The organism is Bifidobacterium sp. ESL0822, from assembly GCF_052606675.1.
The window spans coordinates 965,928-981,440 of record NZ_CP199596.1; the positions used below are offsets into that span (position 1 = coordinate 965,928).

12 protein-coding genes are annotated in these 15,513 nt (G+C 63.0%); 7 read left to right on the plus strand and 5 right to left on the minus strand.

All coding sequences use genetic code 11. The features are described 5' to 3' along the window. Positions 1–72 precede the first annotated feature (72 nt). A complete protein-coding gene (locus ACUIAF_RS03975; RefSeq protein ID WP_445339080.1) occupies positions 73–1,695 on the plus strand; it encodes a zinc-dependent metalloprotease in 1,623 nt (540 codons plus the stop codon). Positions 1,696–1,741: 46 nt separating this feature from the next. Here the strand turns inward: ACUIAF_RS03975 and ACUIAF_RS03980 are convergent, their stop codons facing one another. Next, the gene (locus tag ACUIAF_RS03980) at positions 1,742–3,232 is read right to left on the minus strand and encodes an ATP-dependent helicase (protein WP_445339081.1); all 1,491 of its coding nucleotides are present in this window, start codon (positions 3,230–3,232) and stop codon (positions 1,742–1,744) included. 103 nt (positions 3,233–3,335) lie between these two features. On the opposite strand from ACUIAF_RS03980, the gene ACUIAF_RS03985 reads away from it, so the two are divergent. Both ACUIAF_RS03985 and ACUIAF_RS03990 read left to right on the plus strand, forming a co-directional pair. Next, positions 3,336–4,955, plus strand: a complete 1,620-nt coding sequence (locus tag ACUIAF_RS03985; protein ID WP_445339082.1) for a phosphotransferase — start codon at positions 3,336–3,338, stop codon at positions 4,953–4,955. Between the two features lie 88 nt (positions 4,956–5,043). Further along, positions 5,044–5,283 (plus strand): DUF3107 domain-containing protein, encoded by a 240-nt coding sequence (locus tag ACUIAF_RS03990; protein WP_015021514.1) that lies wholly within the window; start codon positions 5,044–5,046, stop codon positions 5,281–5,283. Positions 5,284–5,346: 63 nt separating this feature from the next. Here the strand turns inward: ACUIAF_RS03990 and ACUIAF_RS03995 are convergent, their stop codons facing one another. Continuing rightward, a complete protein-coding gene (locus ACUIAF_RS03995; protein WP_445339083.1) occupies positions 5,347–6,234 on the minus strand; it encodes a PHP domain-containing protein in 888 nt (295 codons plus the stop codon). A gap of 71 nt (positions 6,235–6,305) precedes the next feature. Between ACUIAF_RS03995 and ACUIAF_RS04000 the strand changes: the two genes are divergently transcribed. Then, positions 6,306–6,938, plus strand: a complete 633-nt coding sequence (locus tag ACUIAF_RS04000) for a vitamin K epoxide reductase family protein (protein WP_445339084.1) — start codon at positions 6,306–6,308, stop codon at positions 6,936–6,938. On the opposite strand, the gene dapF is transcribed toward ACUIAF_RS04000, so the two are convergent. Beyond that, the gene (gene dapF, locus ACUIAF_RS04005) at positions 6,939–7,904 is read right to left on the minus strand and encodes a diaminopimelate epimerase (protein ID WP_015021511.1); all 966 of its coding nucleotides are present in this window, start codon (positions 7,902–7,904) and stop codon (positions 6,939–6,941) included. 67 nt (positions 7,905–7,971) lie between these two features. Here dapF and murI point away from each other — a divergent pair, with 67 nt between their 5' ends. Together murI and ACUIAF_RS04015 are read left to right on the plus strand one after the other, a co-directional pair. Further along, positions 7,972–8,757 carry a glutamate racemase gene (gene murI, locus ACUIAF_RS04010; protein WP_198217866.1) on the plus strand — a complete coding sequence of 262 codons (786 nt, stop codon included), beginning with the start codon at positions 7,972–7,974 and terminating at the stop codon, positions 8,755–8,757. Between the two features lie 67 nt (positions 8,758–8,824). Continuing rightward, complete coding sequence (locus ACUIAF_RS04015) at positions 8,825–9,676, plus strand: patatin-like phospholipase family protein (RefSeq protein ID WP_015021509.1); 852 nt, start codon at positions 8,825–8,827, stop codon at positions 9,674–9,676. A gap of 52 nt (positions 9,677–9,728) precedes the next feature. Here the strand turns inward: ACUIAF_RS04015 and ACUIAF_RS04020 are convergent, their stop codons facing one another. After that, the gene (locus ACUIAF_RS04020; protein WP_445339085.1) at positions 9,729–10,697 is read right to left on the minus strand and encodes an SPFH domain-containing protein; all 969 of its coding nucleotides are present in this window, start codon (positions 10,695–10,697) and stop codon (positions 9,729–9,731) included. A gap of 166 nt (positions 10,698–10,863) precedes the next feature. Here ACUIAF_RS04020 and ACUIAF_RS04025 point away from each other — a divergent pair, with 166 nt between their 5' ends. Next, a complete protein-coding gene (locus ACUIAF_RS04025; protein ID WP_445339086.1) occupies positions 10,864–11,811 on the plus strand; it encodes an aldo/keto reductase in 948 nt (315 codons plus the stop codon). A gap of 134 nt (positions 11,812–11,945) precedes the next feature. On the opposite strand, the gene ileS is transcribed toward ACUIAF_RS04025, so the two are convergent. Then, positions 11,946–15,290, minus strand: a complete 3,345-nt coding sequence (gene ileS, locus ACUIAF_RS04030) for a mupirocin-resistant isoleucine--tRNA ligase (protein ID WP_445339087.1) — start codon at positions 15,288–15,290, stop codon at positions 11,946–11,948. Positions 15,291–15,513: the final 223 nt, after the last annotated feature.

Consider the following 15,513-nt stretch of genomic DNA (forward strand, 5'->3'; position numbering starts at 1 on the left):
AAGACGATAATCCCGGCAGGCGCCAACCTTGACGGCGAACGACCTGCCTTGGCGAGGACTGGAAACAAAGCAATGGACGAGAATGCAATCCACCAATGGCTCATCGAGTGCTTCGGCCCGGTGCAGGGCGAGCTGGCCTGGAGTCAGTTCTCGCAGCTGCCTGAGTCCATCCGCTCCCAGATGGCGGCCCAGGGAGCCGATCAGCTGCCCAAACCCGCCGAGGTTCAGGCCCTGATTCAGGCCTTCACTGCTGGAGGGCTGAACACCCCGGCCGACATGAAAGCCCAAGCCGACCAGGGGCCCATAAACGTTACACTGGCCAAGAACATCGCCCTGGGGCGCACCAGGGTCGACCAGTCCGATACCACAGTCACAGCCGAGGACAGCGACCGGGTGGCCCGGGTCATGAGCGAGGCCAACCTCTGGCTGGATACCGTCTGCGCCTTTGACCCCGCCCCAGGCCAAACCGAAGCCCTGACCCGTGCCGGATGGATCGAGGGCAGCATCGACGCCTGGGTTCAGTTCGCCTCGCCGGTTGCCCAGGCGGTCAGCGAGGCGCTGACCTCCGTCATAAGCCAGCGCTTCCAGGGCTTCGACCAGGGCGAGATTTCGGGGATGTTCGCCGGACCTGTGCCCATCCCCCTGCCCGATAATCTCAAGGATCCGACTACGCTGATGAGACTGCTGGGGAACACCTCATTCGCCATGCAGCTGGGGCAGGCCGCCGGCGAGCTGGCCAAGGAAGTCCGAGGAGGATTCGACCAGGGCATCCCGCTGCTGAAGAACCCCGCCGGAGCCCTTATCCCACAGAACATCAAGGCTTATGCCAAATCCCTGGAGCTGGATCTGGACGAAGTCACCCGTTACATGGCCCTCAAGGAAGCCGCCCACGCCCGGCTCTACGCCGCCGTCCCATGGCTGATGCCGCGCTTCGAGGCCCTGATCGGCAAGTATGCCCGAGGTGTCTCCATCGATCTGGACGCTGTGGAGGATCAGTTGCGCGATGCTGAGCAAATCAACCCCGAATCCATCGCCGGTGCCATCAATCTCAGCAACGTCGGCATCGAGGACACCCCTGAGCAGAAGGAGGCCCTGCACAGCCTGGGCGACCTGCTGGCCCTGGTGGACGGCTGGGTGGATTGTGTGGTCTGGAACGCCGGCATGGCCCACCTGCCCCATCTGGAGCAGCTGCGGGAAATGACCCGACGCGAGCGCGCCGTGGGAGGGCCGGCCGAACAGACCTTCGAGTCCCTGCTGGGCCTGCATCTTCATCCCAAGCGGTTGCGCGAGGCTGCCGATCTCTGGGAGCGCATCACCGCCGACGAGGGGGTACAGGGCCGTGACGACCACTGGTCCCATCCTGATCTGCTGCCTTCCCTGCCCATCAAGGAGGAAGACGACGAGGGTGGAGCACCGATCTCTGCAGAGGGGCAATCCGAGCAGAAGGCCGACACTCCCACCACCTCGGTGGATTGGGATGCCGAGCTGGACAAACTGCTGAATGACGAGGAGAAGGAGCCCTCTACCGATCCGACCGCCCCTGCAGACTCCGACGGTTCCAATGACCAGGAGCATTCAGACCACGAGACTCCCGGCAATCAGATGAGCGCTGGCACGGATTCCCAGGACACCGACGACGGCCACCCGGATCGGAACGACTCAGACAGTGGCGATTCAGGCAAGAACCAAGCCTGAATCGCACTCCCTCTCCACTACGATGCGAAGGCCGAGGCGATGGCACTCAGCGGTGAATGAATCGGCTGGGGGTGCGTCGGACGAAAGCGCTGCCATCCTTGTGCTCCGCATAGGAGAGGTGGAGTGTGTCCTCGGCCCGGGTCACCCCTACGTACATGAGACGGCGCTCCTCCTCCAGGACATCCCCTTCCGGCGGTGAACCAAAGGGAATCAGCCCCTCGGCACAGCCCACGATGAAGACATGGGTGAACTCCAACCCCTTGGCGGCGTGAATGGTGGAGATCGTGACCCTACCCTGGCCCATACCGCCCTCCAGCTGCTCCAGCACCTCCTGCTTGCTCAGATTGACCGACTGGTTCTGCCAGCCAGACTCCGTGCGTACCCGGTAACCAATTCCACGTTCGTGCAGGGCACGGCAGACCAGGGTCTGCTGGGCATTGATCCGCGTCAGGATTGCAAACTGGCCGGGCCGGGCCCCCTTCCTGATCATGGAGGATATACGGGAGGCCACGGCCCCGGCCTCATCGCCATCGTCCTCGTAACGGGTCATTGCAACCCTGCTGCCCTCCGGACGGGCCGAGGTCAGCTTCAGATAGTCATCACGCACCGGCGAGCGCGCCAGAATGCCGTTGGCGTAATGGACCACCCTTCCCGTGGACCGGTAGTCGGTGGACAAGTCCAGATCAGCCTTGATGCCCGGGAATTCCTGGGGGAAGTTCAGCAAGTAGTAGGAGGTGGCCCCAGCAAAAGAGTAGATGGTCTGGGCCGGGTCACCCACCACGCACAGGTTCTGCCTGCCGTTGAGCCAGAGCTTGAGCAGCCGGTGCTGCAGGGGCGAGACATCCTGGTACTCGTCCACGGTCAGCCAGTCGATTCGGTCTCTGATGTCTGCAGCAGCCTGGCCACCTTCTTCCAATATGTGACAGACCAGCAGAAGAATGTCGTTGAAGTCCATCTGATTATGAGCGGCCTTGGATCTCTCGAAGACCGTGTACAGATCGGCCATCCGATCAGCCTCCAGACCGGCCGGTGGCAGGCGGTGACTGGCTGAGCAGACCCGTACGTAGTCCTGGGGGGCAATCAGCCCTACCTTGGCCCAGTTGATCTCCGCAGTCAGGTCCCTGACCTGCCCCGGGTCGGCCTCCTGCGCGCAGACCCGCTGGTAGGCGGAGGACACCAGGGGACCCACATCCTCAATCAAATCGGGAGGGTAGGTCTCGCTGACCTGGGGCCAGACCCGCCTGAGCTGATGCAGGGCCGCCGAATGAAAGGTCGCCGCCTGCAGGGAGGCCGACACGCCAAGCTTGGTCAGTCGATCGCGCATCTCGGCTGCAGCACGGACCGAAAAAGTCACTGCCAGGGTTCTGGATGGCTCCCAGCTGCCGCTGGCGCAGGCATAGGCCATCCGCCGGGTGATGGTCCTGGTCTTGCCAGCCCCGGCCCCAGCGACAATCCGCACAGGCCCGTCAAGCACGGTAGCAGCCTGCCGCTGGGCGGGATCCAGACCCTCCAGCAATCGTTCCTCATCCTCATGCACAACTCCATTGTGTCAAAGGGCGGTACCGGAACCGACAGCGGCGTGCCCATGTGGTCAAGTGGGCAACCCGATCCACAGCAGTCCTTGTATTATCCTTGGGAATGTGAGTGAACGAACGAAGCTGACCCTGGCCGCCCTGGCGTCGGCCGCCATGCCCGAGGTGCCCATGACCGGCGCACGGGACTGTGACCAGCTCAGCAGCCTGGACCGTGCACAGGGCGTGGACTGTGCCGTGGTCCAGGACGCGACCGGCAACGTCTACGATGTCTGGGCCACCAGCTCGGAGGCCGGCAAGCGCCGTCTGGCCGCTCGGGTCAAGGCGGCTCAGGCCCTGGCCGATGCCAAGGAGATGGCGGCCATGGGCTTCCGGGTCGAGCGCATCCTGGCCTATCAGCCCGGCGAGAGGGCCGACAGTCCGACCGGCACCACAGCTGTTGCCGTCATGACCCACTGCCCGGGCAGAATCCGTCCCCTCCACCTGCTGACCCTGAACGAATGCACCGCCGCAGGCACCGCCATCGGCGCCATCCATCGGGTACGCCCTGATTTTCTGAAAACCCACGGCTATCCGGCCTTCTCCACTGCCCAGATTGCGGCCCAACTGCGCGGATGGATCAAACGGCTGCGCATGGACGGCCACGTGCCCAAGGAAATCACCGATTCCTGGGCCTCCATCGTGGCGACCGACGGACTCTGGTCCTTTGAAACCTGCACCGTGCACGGAGGCTTCTCCGACGGCGATCTACTCTATTCAGGCTCCGGACTCAGCGGGGTCTACGGATGGCAGGACATGCAGGTCAACGATCCTGCCCGCGACCTGGCCTGGATCTTCGCCAAGCTGGACGGGTCCCGCCGCAACGCCGTCATTGCAGCCTACGGCAGGATGATGGGGGCCCGGCTGGACGACCTGATTATGCTCCGGGCCAATCTCTGGCTGCAGATGGAGCAGGTGGGCGAGTTCATCACCGCCCTGGATCATGCGGACAACGAGCGGATCATCCAATTCAAGGCACAGGTGGAACGTCTGGCCCAGCAGCTGGGCGACCACGAGCAGAACCGGCGCGCCCGTCGCCAGCAGCAGGCACCCAGTCCGTCACCCGCTGGCGCACCCTCCACCATCACTGTGGGCACTCTGCTGGGCGATGATAAAGCTGAGGACCCCTCCGCAGCCAAGGTACATGAGAATCAGGCGCCAGAGCCGGACCCCGCCTCGACAGAAACCTCGGATGAAAGCTCGGCCACCATCGCCATCAGCAGGGTGGAAATGGCTGACCTGGCTCTGGCCCAGACCGCCATGGACCACTCCGAGGCCGTGAATAAGCCCATCGGACAAGACCGGACCACAGACCTTGACAGCGATGACAAGTCCAAGCCCCCAGCTGTTGCTCCTATTGCCCAGGAGGAGGAATCAGGTCTGAGCGATCACTTCCGCGGCATCGGCCACCCAGCCACCAGCGACGAGGATGCAAATGGCGAAGCGAATCCGAAGGCTACAACAAGCGGCTCATCCGTAGGCCTGTCCGGAGACGGTCAGCCTTCGGCTGCTTCCCAGCCGCATGATGCCTCGTCAGCTCAGGCTCTTGCGAGCGATCAGGCAGAGACCATCGTCCTTCCCAGAAAGCCCCTGCCTGAGCAGACCCCCACGCTCACTGCAGACGGACAGGCATCGGCATCACCGCCGGAAACCGGCTCTCCCCAGGAGGAGCATCAGGGAGACGCTTAGAGCGTAATCACCGAGGTCAGCGATAATGAGACCGGAAGATCCGTGGACCGGCAGGTCTGGGCATCGGAGAAAAACCTTGGAGGTAGCAATGGATATCGAATTCGGCATCAAGAACGTGGCCCGCACCGTTAACTTCACCACCAACGACAAGGCGGACGAGGTGGCTGCCCACATCGCTCAGGCCCTGAACGAGGGCGGACCCATCGATCTGGTAGACGACAAGGGTCGGCACATCATTGTTCCCAAGGAGTCCCTGGGCTATGCAGTGATTGGCTCAGACACGACCCATCCGGTCGGTTTCGGAGTCCTGGGAGGCGCCTCCGACTGAGGCTGTGATCGCCTGATGGGGGCGGTCGGGTCCTTGTGGTCCGACCGCCCCCGTTTCGTTCCGCTAACCCGCCCAGGCCACCGGGCGGCTCCCCCGGGCCCTGTCTACGATTCGGGCCACAACCTCATCAGTGGTGCTGTTCTCCCCCATGCGATTGGGTTTGCCTTGGCCGTGCCAGTCCGATCCTCCGGTCACCAGCAACCCCCAGCGTTGGGCCAGAGCCAGCAACCGTCGACGCTGATCGGGCGGATTGTCCCGGTGCCAGACCTCCAGGCCGCCAAGCCCCTCCCTGGCCAGCGCAGCGATCTGCTGGTCGGAGAGCAGAACGGGGTTGCGACTGACCGCACCGGGGTGTGCGATGACCAGGACGCCGCCTGCATGGTTGACCGCTGCCAGCACCTGGTGGGCGGTCGGCGAGGGCGTAGGCAGGTAGTAGGCGCTTCTGGATGAACATACCCCGGCGAAAGCCTGGCTCCGGTCGGCATAGACACCGGCCTTGACCAGGGCATCGGCGATATGCGGACGGCCCACCGTGGTCTTCGAACCCTCCTTGACCTGGTCCAGCACATCCTGCCAGGTGATCGGATAATCCTTGGAGATCCGCTCGACCATGGTCCTGGTTCTGCTCAGCCTGGCCTCCCTGGTCCTGACGAAGAGCCCGGCGATGACCGGATCCTCGGGATCGTAAAGGTAGGCCAGCATGTGAACCGATACATGCCCATCCTGCGCGGTGATTTCGGTGCCCGGCAGCAGGGGCATCGCCAGGTCATGGGCCGCCTGACGAGCCTGGTCCCAGCCCGCATTGGTGTCATGGTCGGTGATGGCCAGACCTTCCAGACCCAACTGCTGTGCCTGCTCAACCATCCCCCTGGGCGTCACGGTGCCGTCGGAGAACACGGTGTGGCAGTGCAGATCCCAGCCGGAAACCGTGGCAGTATCCTCATGCGTCATGCCTCCATCCTAAACTCGTGAACGCGTTCACGTCTCAGAGAACCTTCTTGACCATCGAGGTGATGGACCCCATGAGCGAACCGACATCGTCAGCCCCACTCCAGCAGGGGGCCGGATCCTTCTACAGCTATCTGATTGCTGCCCTGGCCTCTCTCGCAACGCTCTACGCCAGCCTGGTCCTGTCAGCGGAAACGCTCCAGCTGGCACGTCACCCCCAGGGCCAGCTCAGCTGTGACATCAACTCGGTGGTCTCCTGCTCCGCCGTTGCCCAGTCCCCCCAGGCCGAGCTGATTCGCTTGGGCACGCTGCCGGTCCCCAACGCCTTTCTGGGACTGATGGCCGAGTCCGTCTTCCTGACGCTGGCGGTAGTGGGCCTGTGCAGGATCAAGATGCCCACGCTGCTGGCAGCGGGAACCTGGCTGGCCTCGCTTGCTGCGCTGGCCTATGCACTCTGGCTGTTCACCCAGTCACTCTTCGTCATCCACGCCCTCTGCCCCTGGTGCCTGGTCATGACCTTCGCCACCAGCCTGCAATTCATGGCCTTCAGCCACGCCACGGTCATCCAGCAGGGTCTGCCGCACAAGCGGCCAGGATGGCTGCAGACGTACTACCAGCGGCACTTCGACCTGATGGTCGACCTGATCTGGCTGGTAGCCTTGGCAACCATCGTCCTGGCTGTGGAAGGATCCGCCCTCTTCGGCTGATCAGCAGCCGGGAACATGCTCCAGGGTCAGACGGGCCACCATTCTGGCCGGTCCTGTCAGCCATGCATCCTGCGAATCCACGTCCACCTTCAGACAGCCTCCACCTACCTGAATGATCCAGTGATCGACACCGGTCAAAGCTCGAAGCAGCACGCCGCTGGCGCACAGACCGGTCCCGCAGGACAAGGTCTCGCCCACTCCACGCTCATAGACCCTCATGGTGGCCCGACCGCTGCCATTGTCGGCATCCAGGGCATCCAGACGTAGGAATTCCACATTCTGCCCCTCAGCCAGCCCGGGCCTGACCTGCGGGGGAGCCGACAGGTCCAGATCGGCCAGGTCAGGCAGATCAGCTCTGGCTAACAGGTCGGTCACGGTTCCGGGCAGCACCCCAGCCTCCAATTCGGCAGCGGCTGAGGCCAGAACAACTGCATGGGGATTGCCCATATCCACCATGGTGCCGGGAGCCGAGCCGCCTAAAGCACCGCCGTCGACCAGCTGTTGCCCCACCGGGCCCAAACGCCATGCCCCGACCTTGACCTTGAACACATGATCGCCATCGCACTTCATCGGACTGCACGAGACGATCCGCTTGACCCCGGCTCTGGTCCCCAGCAGGAAGGAGGAGCCCTCCATGGTCGGCGTCAGCCCCTGCTTCTGGGCGAAGAGGGTGACGGCCCGCGTCCCGTTGCCGCACATCTGAGCCAAGGAACCGTCCGCGTTGCGGTAGTCCATGAACCACTGACAGCCGAAGCGGTCGCAGGCATCCACCTGCTCCTGGTTCAGGTCGCTGACATCGGCCGGGTGGGTCAGCCGGATCACCCCGTCGGCTCCGACCCCGAAATGCCGGTCGCACAGCCATCGCACCTGATCGGCCGTAGGTTCCAAATCCCCCCGGGGATCGGCGTAGACCACGAAATCGTTGCCGGTGGCTTGCATTTTGTAAACAGTCCGGGGAATACTCATGCTTGTAGCGTACGGCCCTTCGGCGACAGACTAGGCTGGTTCTTCGGCTGCGAAAGGAGCGGATCACATGGCATCAGATGCACCGATCGGGATCTTCGACTCCGGGCTGGGCGGTCTGAGCGTCACCGCAGCCATCCAGAACCTGCTGCCCCAAGAAAATCTGCTCTACTTCGGCGATTCCGCCTATGCCCCCTACGGCACCAAGGAGCCGGAACAGATCGCCCAGCGCTGCCAGGTCATCGGCGACCGGTTCATGGACCAGGGCGTCAAGGCCATGGTCATCGCCTGCAACACCGCCACCAGCGTCTGCGTGGATGAGATGCGCCGACGTTACCCGGTCCCGGTCATCGGCATGGAGCCGGCCCTGAAACTGGCTTGTACACGAGGCGGGGGCCAACCCCAGCGGGTTTTGGTCACCGCCACCCCGCTGACCTTGAAGGAGGCCAAGTTCTCGCGTCTGATGGCTCGGTTCTCCGGCAGGCACACCATCCTCACCCAGCCCTGCCCGGACCTGGTGACCATTGTGGAGTCCGACAGACTGAACGACCAGGCACTGGTCGATGCCACCCTGCACCGTTACCTGGACCCCTATGATCTGCAGACCCTGGATGCCCTGGTCCTGGGCTGCACCCACTTCGTCTTCTTCCGTCAATCCATCGCCCGTATCTGCCCGCCGGAGCTTGCGCTGATCGACGGCAACCCTGGGACGGCCCGCCATCTCAAGGATCTGCTGGTCCAAGCCGATGCCCTCAACCAGGGCCCCGGCCCGGGCAGGGTACAGATCGCCAACTCCGATTCCTCGCCGGCCATGCTGGATCTGTCCAAGCGGCTGCTGGCCTCCTGCCGGACCTGAACGGCTTGTCCAACGTCCGCGCATAAGCTGTCATCAAGCGCGGAATCTGTCTGGAATCGAGGTGCTCATGGCACGCAAAGGAACAGCCGTCATTGACGTAGGCGGCGGCTACCGGTCCATCTTCGGCGCCGGCGTCTTCGACCGCTGCATGGAACAGGGGATCACCTTCGATCACTGCTACGGAGTCTCGGCCGGCAGCGCCAATCTGGCTTCGTTCCTGTCGGGCCAGCTCAGACGCTGCTACCGCTTCTACACTGTCTACTCCTCCCGCAAGGAGTACGCGAGCGTGAGCAACTTCCTGACCAAGCACACCTTCGTCGACCTGGACTACGTCTACGGCAAACTGTCGGCCCATGACGGGGAATGCCCGCTGGATTACCAGGCGCTGAAGGCCAACCCGGCCCTGTTCACCGTAGTGGCCTGCAAGGCCACCGATGGATCCACCGTCTACTTTGACAAGTCAGACCTGGCCCAGGACAACTATGACATCCTCAAGGCCTCATCCACAGTGCCTGTGGCCAATAAGCCCTATATGATCAATGGCGTGCCCTATCTGGACGGCGGCATCGCCGACCCTGTCCCGGTCCGCAAAGCCATGGATGAGGGCTATGAACGCATTGTCCTGGTACTGACCCGCCAGAGGGATATTCTGCGAGAGCAGAAGAAGGATGTCCTGCCCGCCCGAATCCTGGCCAGAACCTATCCGGCGGCCGGCGAGCGCCTGATGGAGCGCTACCGCACCTACAACGACGAGGTGGCCCTGGCCAAACAGGCCGAAAAGGAGGGTCGGGTCCTCATCCTGGCCCCGGACAGCCTGTGCGGACTGACCACCCTGAGCAAGTCGCTCAAGGGACTCAACGCCATGTACGACAAAGGTTATCGGGCCGCCGAGGCCATAGCCGACTTCCTGGAAAGCTGAACAACTCCCCGCAGGTTCTGCCTTGCGGGGAGTTGTTCCTTTTCACTGGATCTTACAGAACCGGCGTACCGGTCCCGCCCTCTGTGCCCGCACTCCTGCGGCCGTGGCGGGGATCCGCGCTGCCCTGGGTGCTTTGTGCGGTCATCAGCGCTGCGGTCATCTGATTGAAGAGCTCGTTGTATCCACCGGGGGTTGACGCAGGCAGGACCAGGGTCTTGGCATTGCCGGATTCGGCCAGCGAGCGCATCACATCCAGATACTGGTTGAAGAGCACCACATTGTTGACGGCGTCGATATCCATGCCCACTGCCCGCAGGCTGTTGATCTGGTCCACAATGCCGTTGGCGATCTCACGCCGGTAGTTGGCCTGGCCCTCGCCCTGCATCCTGGTCTTCTCGGCATCGGCCCTGGCCTGGGTCTCTATCTCGATCCGACGGGCCTCGGCACGCTCCTTGGTGGCCTCCTTCTCGCGCTGGGCCGCATTGATGGAGTCCATGGTCTGCTTGACCTGGGTGGAGGGGTCGATGGCGGTGACCAGGGTCTTGATGACCGAGAACCCAAAGCGCTGCATCTCCTTCCCCACAGTCTTCTGCACGTCTGAGGCGATGTCGTCCTTGCGGGCGAAGGCGTCATCCAGGCTCAGGGCGGGAATGGCCGACCTGAGGGCATCCTCCATGTAGGAGCGTAGTTGGCCCGCCGGGTCGACCAGCTCGTAGTATGCCGTAGACACGTTGGCCGCCTCCACACGGAACTGTGCGGAGACCTCCACAGTGACGAAGACGTTGTCCTTGGTCTTGGTCTCCAGCTTGACGTTCAACTGGTTGACCCGCAGGTTGGTCTTGGCGGCGATCCGATCCACCAGGGGGATCTTGGCGTGGATGCCTGCCAGCGCCACCCGATGGTATTTGCCGAAGCGCTCGATGACGTCCGCCTGCTGCTGGGGCACCACGAAGATCCCCAGGAGGAAGATGATCAGCGCCAGGACCAGCACGGCGATCACAATGGCGATGCCCAGATGCATGAGTGTTCTCCTTCGAGCTTAAAACCCTTGGGGCCGGACCTGAAAACCGCACCATTCCGGCCTTTCCTCTCATCACCATACATGATGGACTCGTCTGAATAATCGGATCGGGCGCTCAAGCCGTAATAGACTCGGCTTTACGAGCCTTCAACCCGAAAGGATGAATATGGCAAAACTACGCGGCATCGACGCCGAAATCTTCCCCCTGGTGCTGGGCGGCAACACCTTCGGATGGACCAGCGACGAATCCGAATCTGACCGGGTCCTGGACGCCTACACGGAAGCCGGGGGCAACCTGATCGATACAGCTGACGTCTATTCAGCATGGGCCCCCGGCCACTCCGGCGGTGAGTCCGAGATCGTCATGGGCCGCTGGCTGTCCAAGAACGGCAACCGCGACAAGGTCCTGGTGGCCACCAAGGTCAGCCAGCACCCCCAGTACTCCGGCCTGTCAGCCAGGAACATCGAGGCCGCCGCCGACGCCTCCCTGCTCAGGCTGGGCCTGGATGTGATCGACCTCTACTACGCCCACTTCGACGACAGCTCCACCCCATTGGAGGAGACTGCGGCAGCCTTCGACAAACTGGTCAAGGAGGGCAAGGTCCGGGCCATTGGAGTGTCCAACTACACCCCGGACCGGATTCGTGAATGGTTCAGCATTGCACGCAAGGAGGGCTTGACCCTGCCGGTGGCCCTGGAGCCCCAGTACAACCTGGTTTACCGCAAGGACTATGAGAATGGCCTCATGCAGGTTGCCAAGGACGAGGATCTGGCGGTCTTCCCCTACTTCTCGCTGGCCTCGGGCTTCCTGACGGGCAAGTACCGGACCCTGGACGACCTCAAGGGCAAGAAGCGCGAGGGCATGGTCAAGGACTTCTTCACCCAGGAGGGACTGGATGTGGTCGCCGCCATGGACGGCATCGCCAAGGCCCACGGGGTCGAACTGGCCACCGTAGCCCTGGCCTGGCTCAACCATAGGCCTGGGATTACAGCCCCTATCGCTTCCGCACGCACCCCCGAGCAGCTGCCGGCCCTTCTGGCCGCTGCCCATCTGAAACTGAGCGACCAAGATATGCAGACCTTGGACCAGGTCAGCGACAAGGTCAAAGGCTGATCAGCAGCCGGTACTCCATCGCGGTTGCCGGCAGCATGGCCAAGCGTGGTGCAGACGAGCACCGAGCCAGGCAGAGCTTATAGCAAAGGGCTTCCATCCGATACAGGATGGAAGCCCTTTGTATGCAACGATGATCAGGCCTTGACCAGGTCCACCTGCGGCTGGTCGAGATTGCCTGCATTGACGGTCAGGTTGGTGGCCAGGGTCTCGCGAGCGATCAGGTCGCTGAACTGCTGGGCCTTGGGGGCATCCTCAGCAGGCAGAGTCAGGGTCAACCGGATCCGGTCGGCGATGTCCAGACCAGCGGTCTTCCGGGCATCCTGAACCTGGCGGATCAGATCGCGGGCATAGCCCTCGGCCAAGAGGTCGTCGTCCAGCTGGGTGTCGAGGATGACGAAACCCCCAGTGGGGAGAGCTGCGGAGGCCGACCTGTCGGCCTGGGAGCCATCCTCCTGTTCGATCCTGTTGTCCAACTCGTATTCACCGGGTTCCAGGGCTACCGGTCCATCGGGGGTAGTGACGACCACATGACCGTCCTGCTCTGACCAGTCACCCTGCTTGGAGGCCCGGATGACGAACTGGACCTGCTTGCCCAACCGGGGTCCGGCCGCACGGGCATTGACCTTGAGATTGTGGATGATTCGCAGACCATGCTGGCCGGCCTGATCCAGGGTGCAGAACTCCACATCCTTGATGTTGAGCTCGGACTTGAGCACGTCCACGTAGGGGCGGGCGGCATCAGGGTCACGGACCACAACGGTCAACCGGGACAGGGGCTGGCGGACGCGGATCTGCTCGGCCTTGCGCAGGGCCAGGGTGGCCGAAACCACCTCGCGAACCTTCTCCATGGCGGCTACCAGAGCAGGATCGTCACGCAGGACCTGTCCCAGCTGGGTCTCCTGCCCGGTGGCCTCGTCGGCCAGGAAGGGCCAGTCGGCCAGATGTACCGACTCACCGCCGGTCAGCCCTCGCCAGATCTGCTCGGCTTCCATGGGCGCCAGAGGGGCCAGAACACGGGAGAAAGCCTCCAGGACTGTGTAGAGGGTGTCGAAAGCCTGGTGATCCTCGCCCCAGAAGCGGTCGCGGTTGTTGCGGATGTACCAATTCGTCAGCACATCGATGAAGTCGGTCACCGCATCGCAGGCCTCGGAGATGGCGAAGTCGTCCAGGGCCTTCTGCACTGACTGGATCAGCCGACGGGTGCGTGCCAGCAGGAAACGGTCCATCTCCGGCAGGTCGACCACACGGTCCGGCGTCAGCGCCTGGGCCTGGTAGCCGGCGCCCTTGTTGGCCGCGTTGGCGTAGAGCGTGTAGAAGTAATAGGAGCTCCAGACCGGCAGCATGACCTGACGGACCGTGTCGCGAATGCCATCGGCGGTGACGACCAGGTTGCCGCCGCGCAGGATGGAAGAGCTCATCAGGAACCAGCGCATAGCATCGGATCCGTACTTGTCGAAGACCTCGTTCACATCCGGATAGTTGCGCAAGTGTTTGCTCATCTTCTGGCCGTCGGAGCCCAGGACGATGCCATGGCAGATCACATTCTTGAAGGCCGGCCGGTCGAAGAGGGCCGTGGACATGATGTGCATGGTATAGAACCAACCGCGGGTCTGGCCAATGTACTCCACCACGAAATCGCAGGGATCCCTGTCCTCGAAATACTGCTTGTTCTCGAAGGGGTAGTGGAACTGGGCGAAGGGCATGGAACCCGACTCGAACCAGCAGTCCAGCACATCGGTGATTCTGTGCATGGTGGACTTGCCGGTCGGGTCGTCGGGGTTGGGCCTGGTCAGCTGGTCGATCCAGGGCCGATGCATGTTGATCTGCCCCTTGTCATCGGTCGGGTAACGGCCGAAGTCCTGCTTGAGCTCATCCAGGGACCCATAGACATCCACCCGAGGGTACTTGGGATCGTCCGAGACCCAGACCGGTATGGGCGAGCCCCAGAACCTGTTGCGGGAGATGGACCAGTCGCGGGCGTTGGCCAGCCATTTGCCGAACTGGCCGTCCTTGACATTCTCGGGGATCCAGTTGATCTGCTGGTTGAGTTCCAGCAGGCGGTCCTTGATCTTGGTCACGGAGACGAACCAGCTGGAGACCGGCTTGTAGATCAGTGGGGTGCCGCAACGCCAGCAGTGTGGGTAGGAGTGAACGTAGCTTTTCTCCTGGAAGAGGAGAGCGCGGTGCTCGGCCGGGATCTGTGCCAGGGGGCCGTCGCCTGCACGCAGGTTGCGGACGATCGGCATGTTGGCATCGAAGGCCTGCATGCCCTGGTAATCGGGGCACTGCTCGGTGAAGACAGCACCGGCATCGAGGACGTCCACGCTGCGGATGCCCTTGGCATTCAGGGTGTTCATATCGTCTTCGCCATAGGGAGCCTGGTGGACCAGGCCGGTGCCCTCCACGGTGTCGACGTAGTCGGCCGTGTAAATGGTATAGGCATTGGGACCGGGGGTGCCGCCCTCGGATTCGGCCTGCTCTCCGGCGAAGTAGGGAAAGACCGGCCAATACCGCCAGCCCTCCATCTGTGACCCCTTGAGGGTGCGGACCACCTGGTAGTCCTCCCCCAGCTGCTTGGCGTAATCGCCCAGACGGGCCGTGGCGATGTAGAAGCGCTTGCCGGCAAATGGTCCGGACACCGGACTGACCTCCGAGTACTCGATATCAGCGCCGACAACGATGGCAAGGTTGGTGGGCACGGTCCAGGGAGTAGTGGTCCAGAAGACCGCATAGGCATCCTCGTCCCTGAGCTTGACGGCCACGGAGACGGTGGTGTCCTGCCGGTCCTGGTAGACATCGGCATCCATGCGCAGCTCGTGGTTGGACAGCGGCGTCTGGTCCTTCCAGCAGTAGGGCAGCACCCGGTAGCCCTCGTAGGCCAGGCCCTTTTCATAGAGTGTCTTGAAGGCCCACATGACCGACTCCATATAAGAGACATTCAGGGTTTTGTAGCCATGGTCGAAGTCCACCCAGCGAGCCTGACGGTGGACGTAGTCCTTCCACTCGCTGGTGTACTTGAGCACCGAGGCGCGACAGGCGTCATTGAACTTCTCGATGCCCATCTGCTCGATCTGATCCACGCTGTCGATGCCGAGCTCGCGCTGGGCCTCCAGCTCGGCGGGCAGACCGTGGGTGTCCCAGCCGAAGACCCTGTTGACCTTGTGGCCCTTCATGGTCTGATAGCGGGGAATGACATCCTTGACGTAGCCGGTCAGCAGGTGCCCGTAGTGGGGCAGGCCGTTGGCGAAGGGCGGGCCGTCGAAGAAGACGAACTCGTTGTCGGCGTGATCACCGGACGGGCGACGATCCACCGACTTGTTGAAGGTGTCGTCATGATCCCAGTAGTCCAGCACGGACTCCTCCATGTGGGGGAAGGAGGGATTGGGCGTCACCTTGGCCAGAGCCGGGTCCACCACCGCCTTGGGATAGACTTCGCCATCCCGACTTGTCGCATCTGAGGTATCAGTGGTCTGATTCACCGTTCACGCTCCTCGCTGGTCGTTCATATCGCCATGTCGAGGACGAGGGACCCATGGGGCCCACCGCGGTACCACCTCGCTTGCCCGGCCAATGACCCGCGCCGGACCGCTTGATCTGGGCTATGCGGGCCCACCCGTCGGTTCTACTGAGGACCGCCGCAGGCGATCCTGTTCTTCCGAGGGCTCCCCGCTGATGACGGATCAAGGCCCATTGGTGACCAGA

Excerpts from the sequence above, each read along its gene's own strand:
- ACUIAF_RS03975 (WP_445339080.1), top strand. The coding sequence starts at position 73 with ATGGACGAGAATGCAATCCACCAATGGCTCATCGAGTGCTTCGGCCCG.
- ACUIAF_RS03990 (WP_015021514.1), top strand. The coding sequence starts at position 5,044 with ATGGATATCGAATTCGGCATCAAGAACGTGGCCCGCACCGTTAACTTC.
- ACUIAF_RS03995 (WP_445339083.1), bottom strand. The coding sequence starts at position 6,234 with ATGACGCATGAGGATACTGCCACGGTTTCCGGCTGGGATCTGCACTGC.
- ACUIAF_RS04000 (WP_445339084.1), top strand. The coding sequence starts at position 6,306 with ATGAGCGAACCGACATCGTCAGCCCCACTCCAGCAGGGGGCCGGATCC.
- dapF (WP_015021511.1), bottom strand. The coding sequence starts at position 7,904 with ATGAGTATTCCCCGGACTGTTTACAAAATGCAAGCCACCGGCAACGAT.
- murI (WP_198217866.1), top strand. The coding sequence starts at position 7,972 with ATGGCATCAGATGCACCGATCGGGATCTTCGACTCCGGGCTGGGCGGT.
- ACUIAF_RS04015 (WP_015021509.1), top strand. The coding sequence starts at position 8,825 with ATGGCACGCAAAGGAACAGCCGTCATTGACGTAGGCGGCGGCTACCGG.
- ACUIAF_RS04020 (WP_445339085.1), bottom strand. The coding sequence starts at position 10,697 with ATGCATCTGGGCATCGCCATTGTGATCGCCGTGCTGGTCCTGGCGCTG.
- ACUIAF_RS04025 (WP_445339086.1), top strand. The coding sequence starts at position 10,864 with ATGGCAAAACTACGCGGCATCGACGCCGAAATCTTCCCCCTGGTGCTG.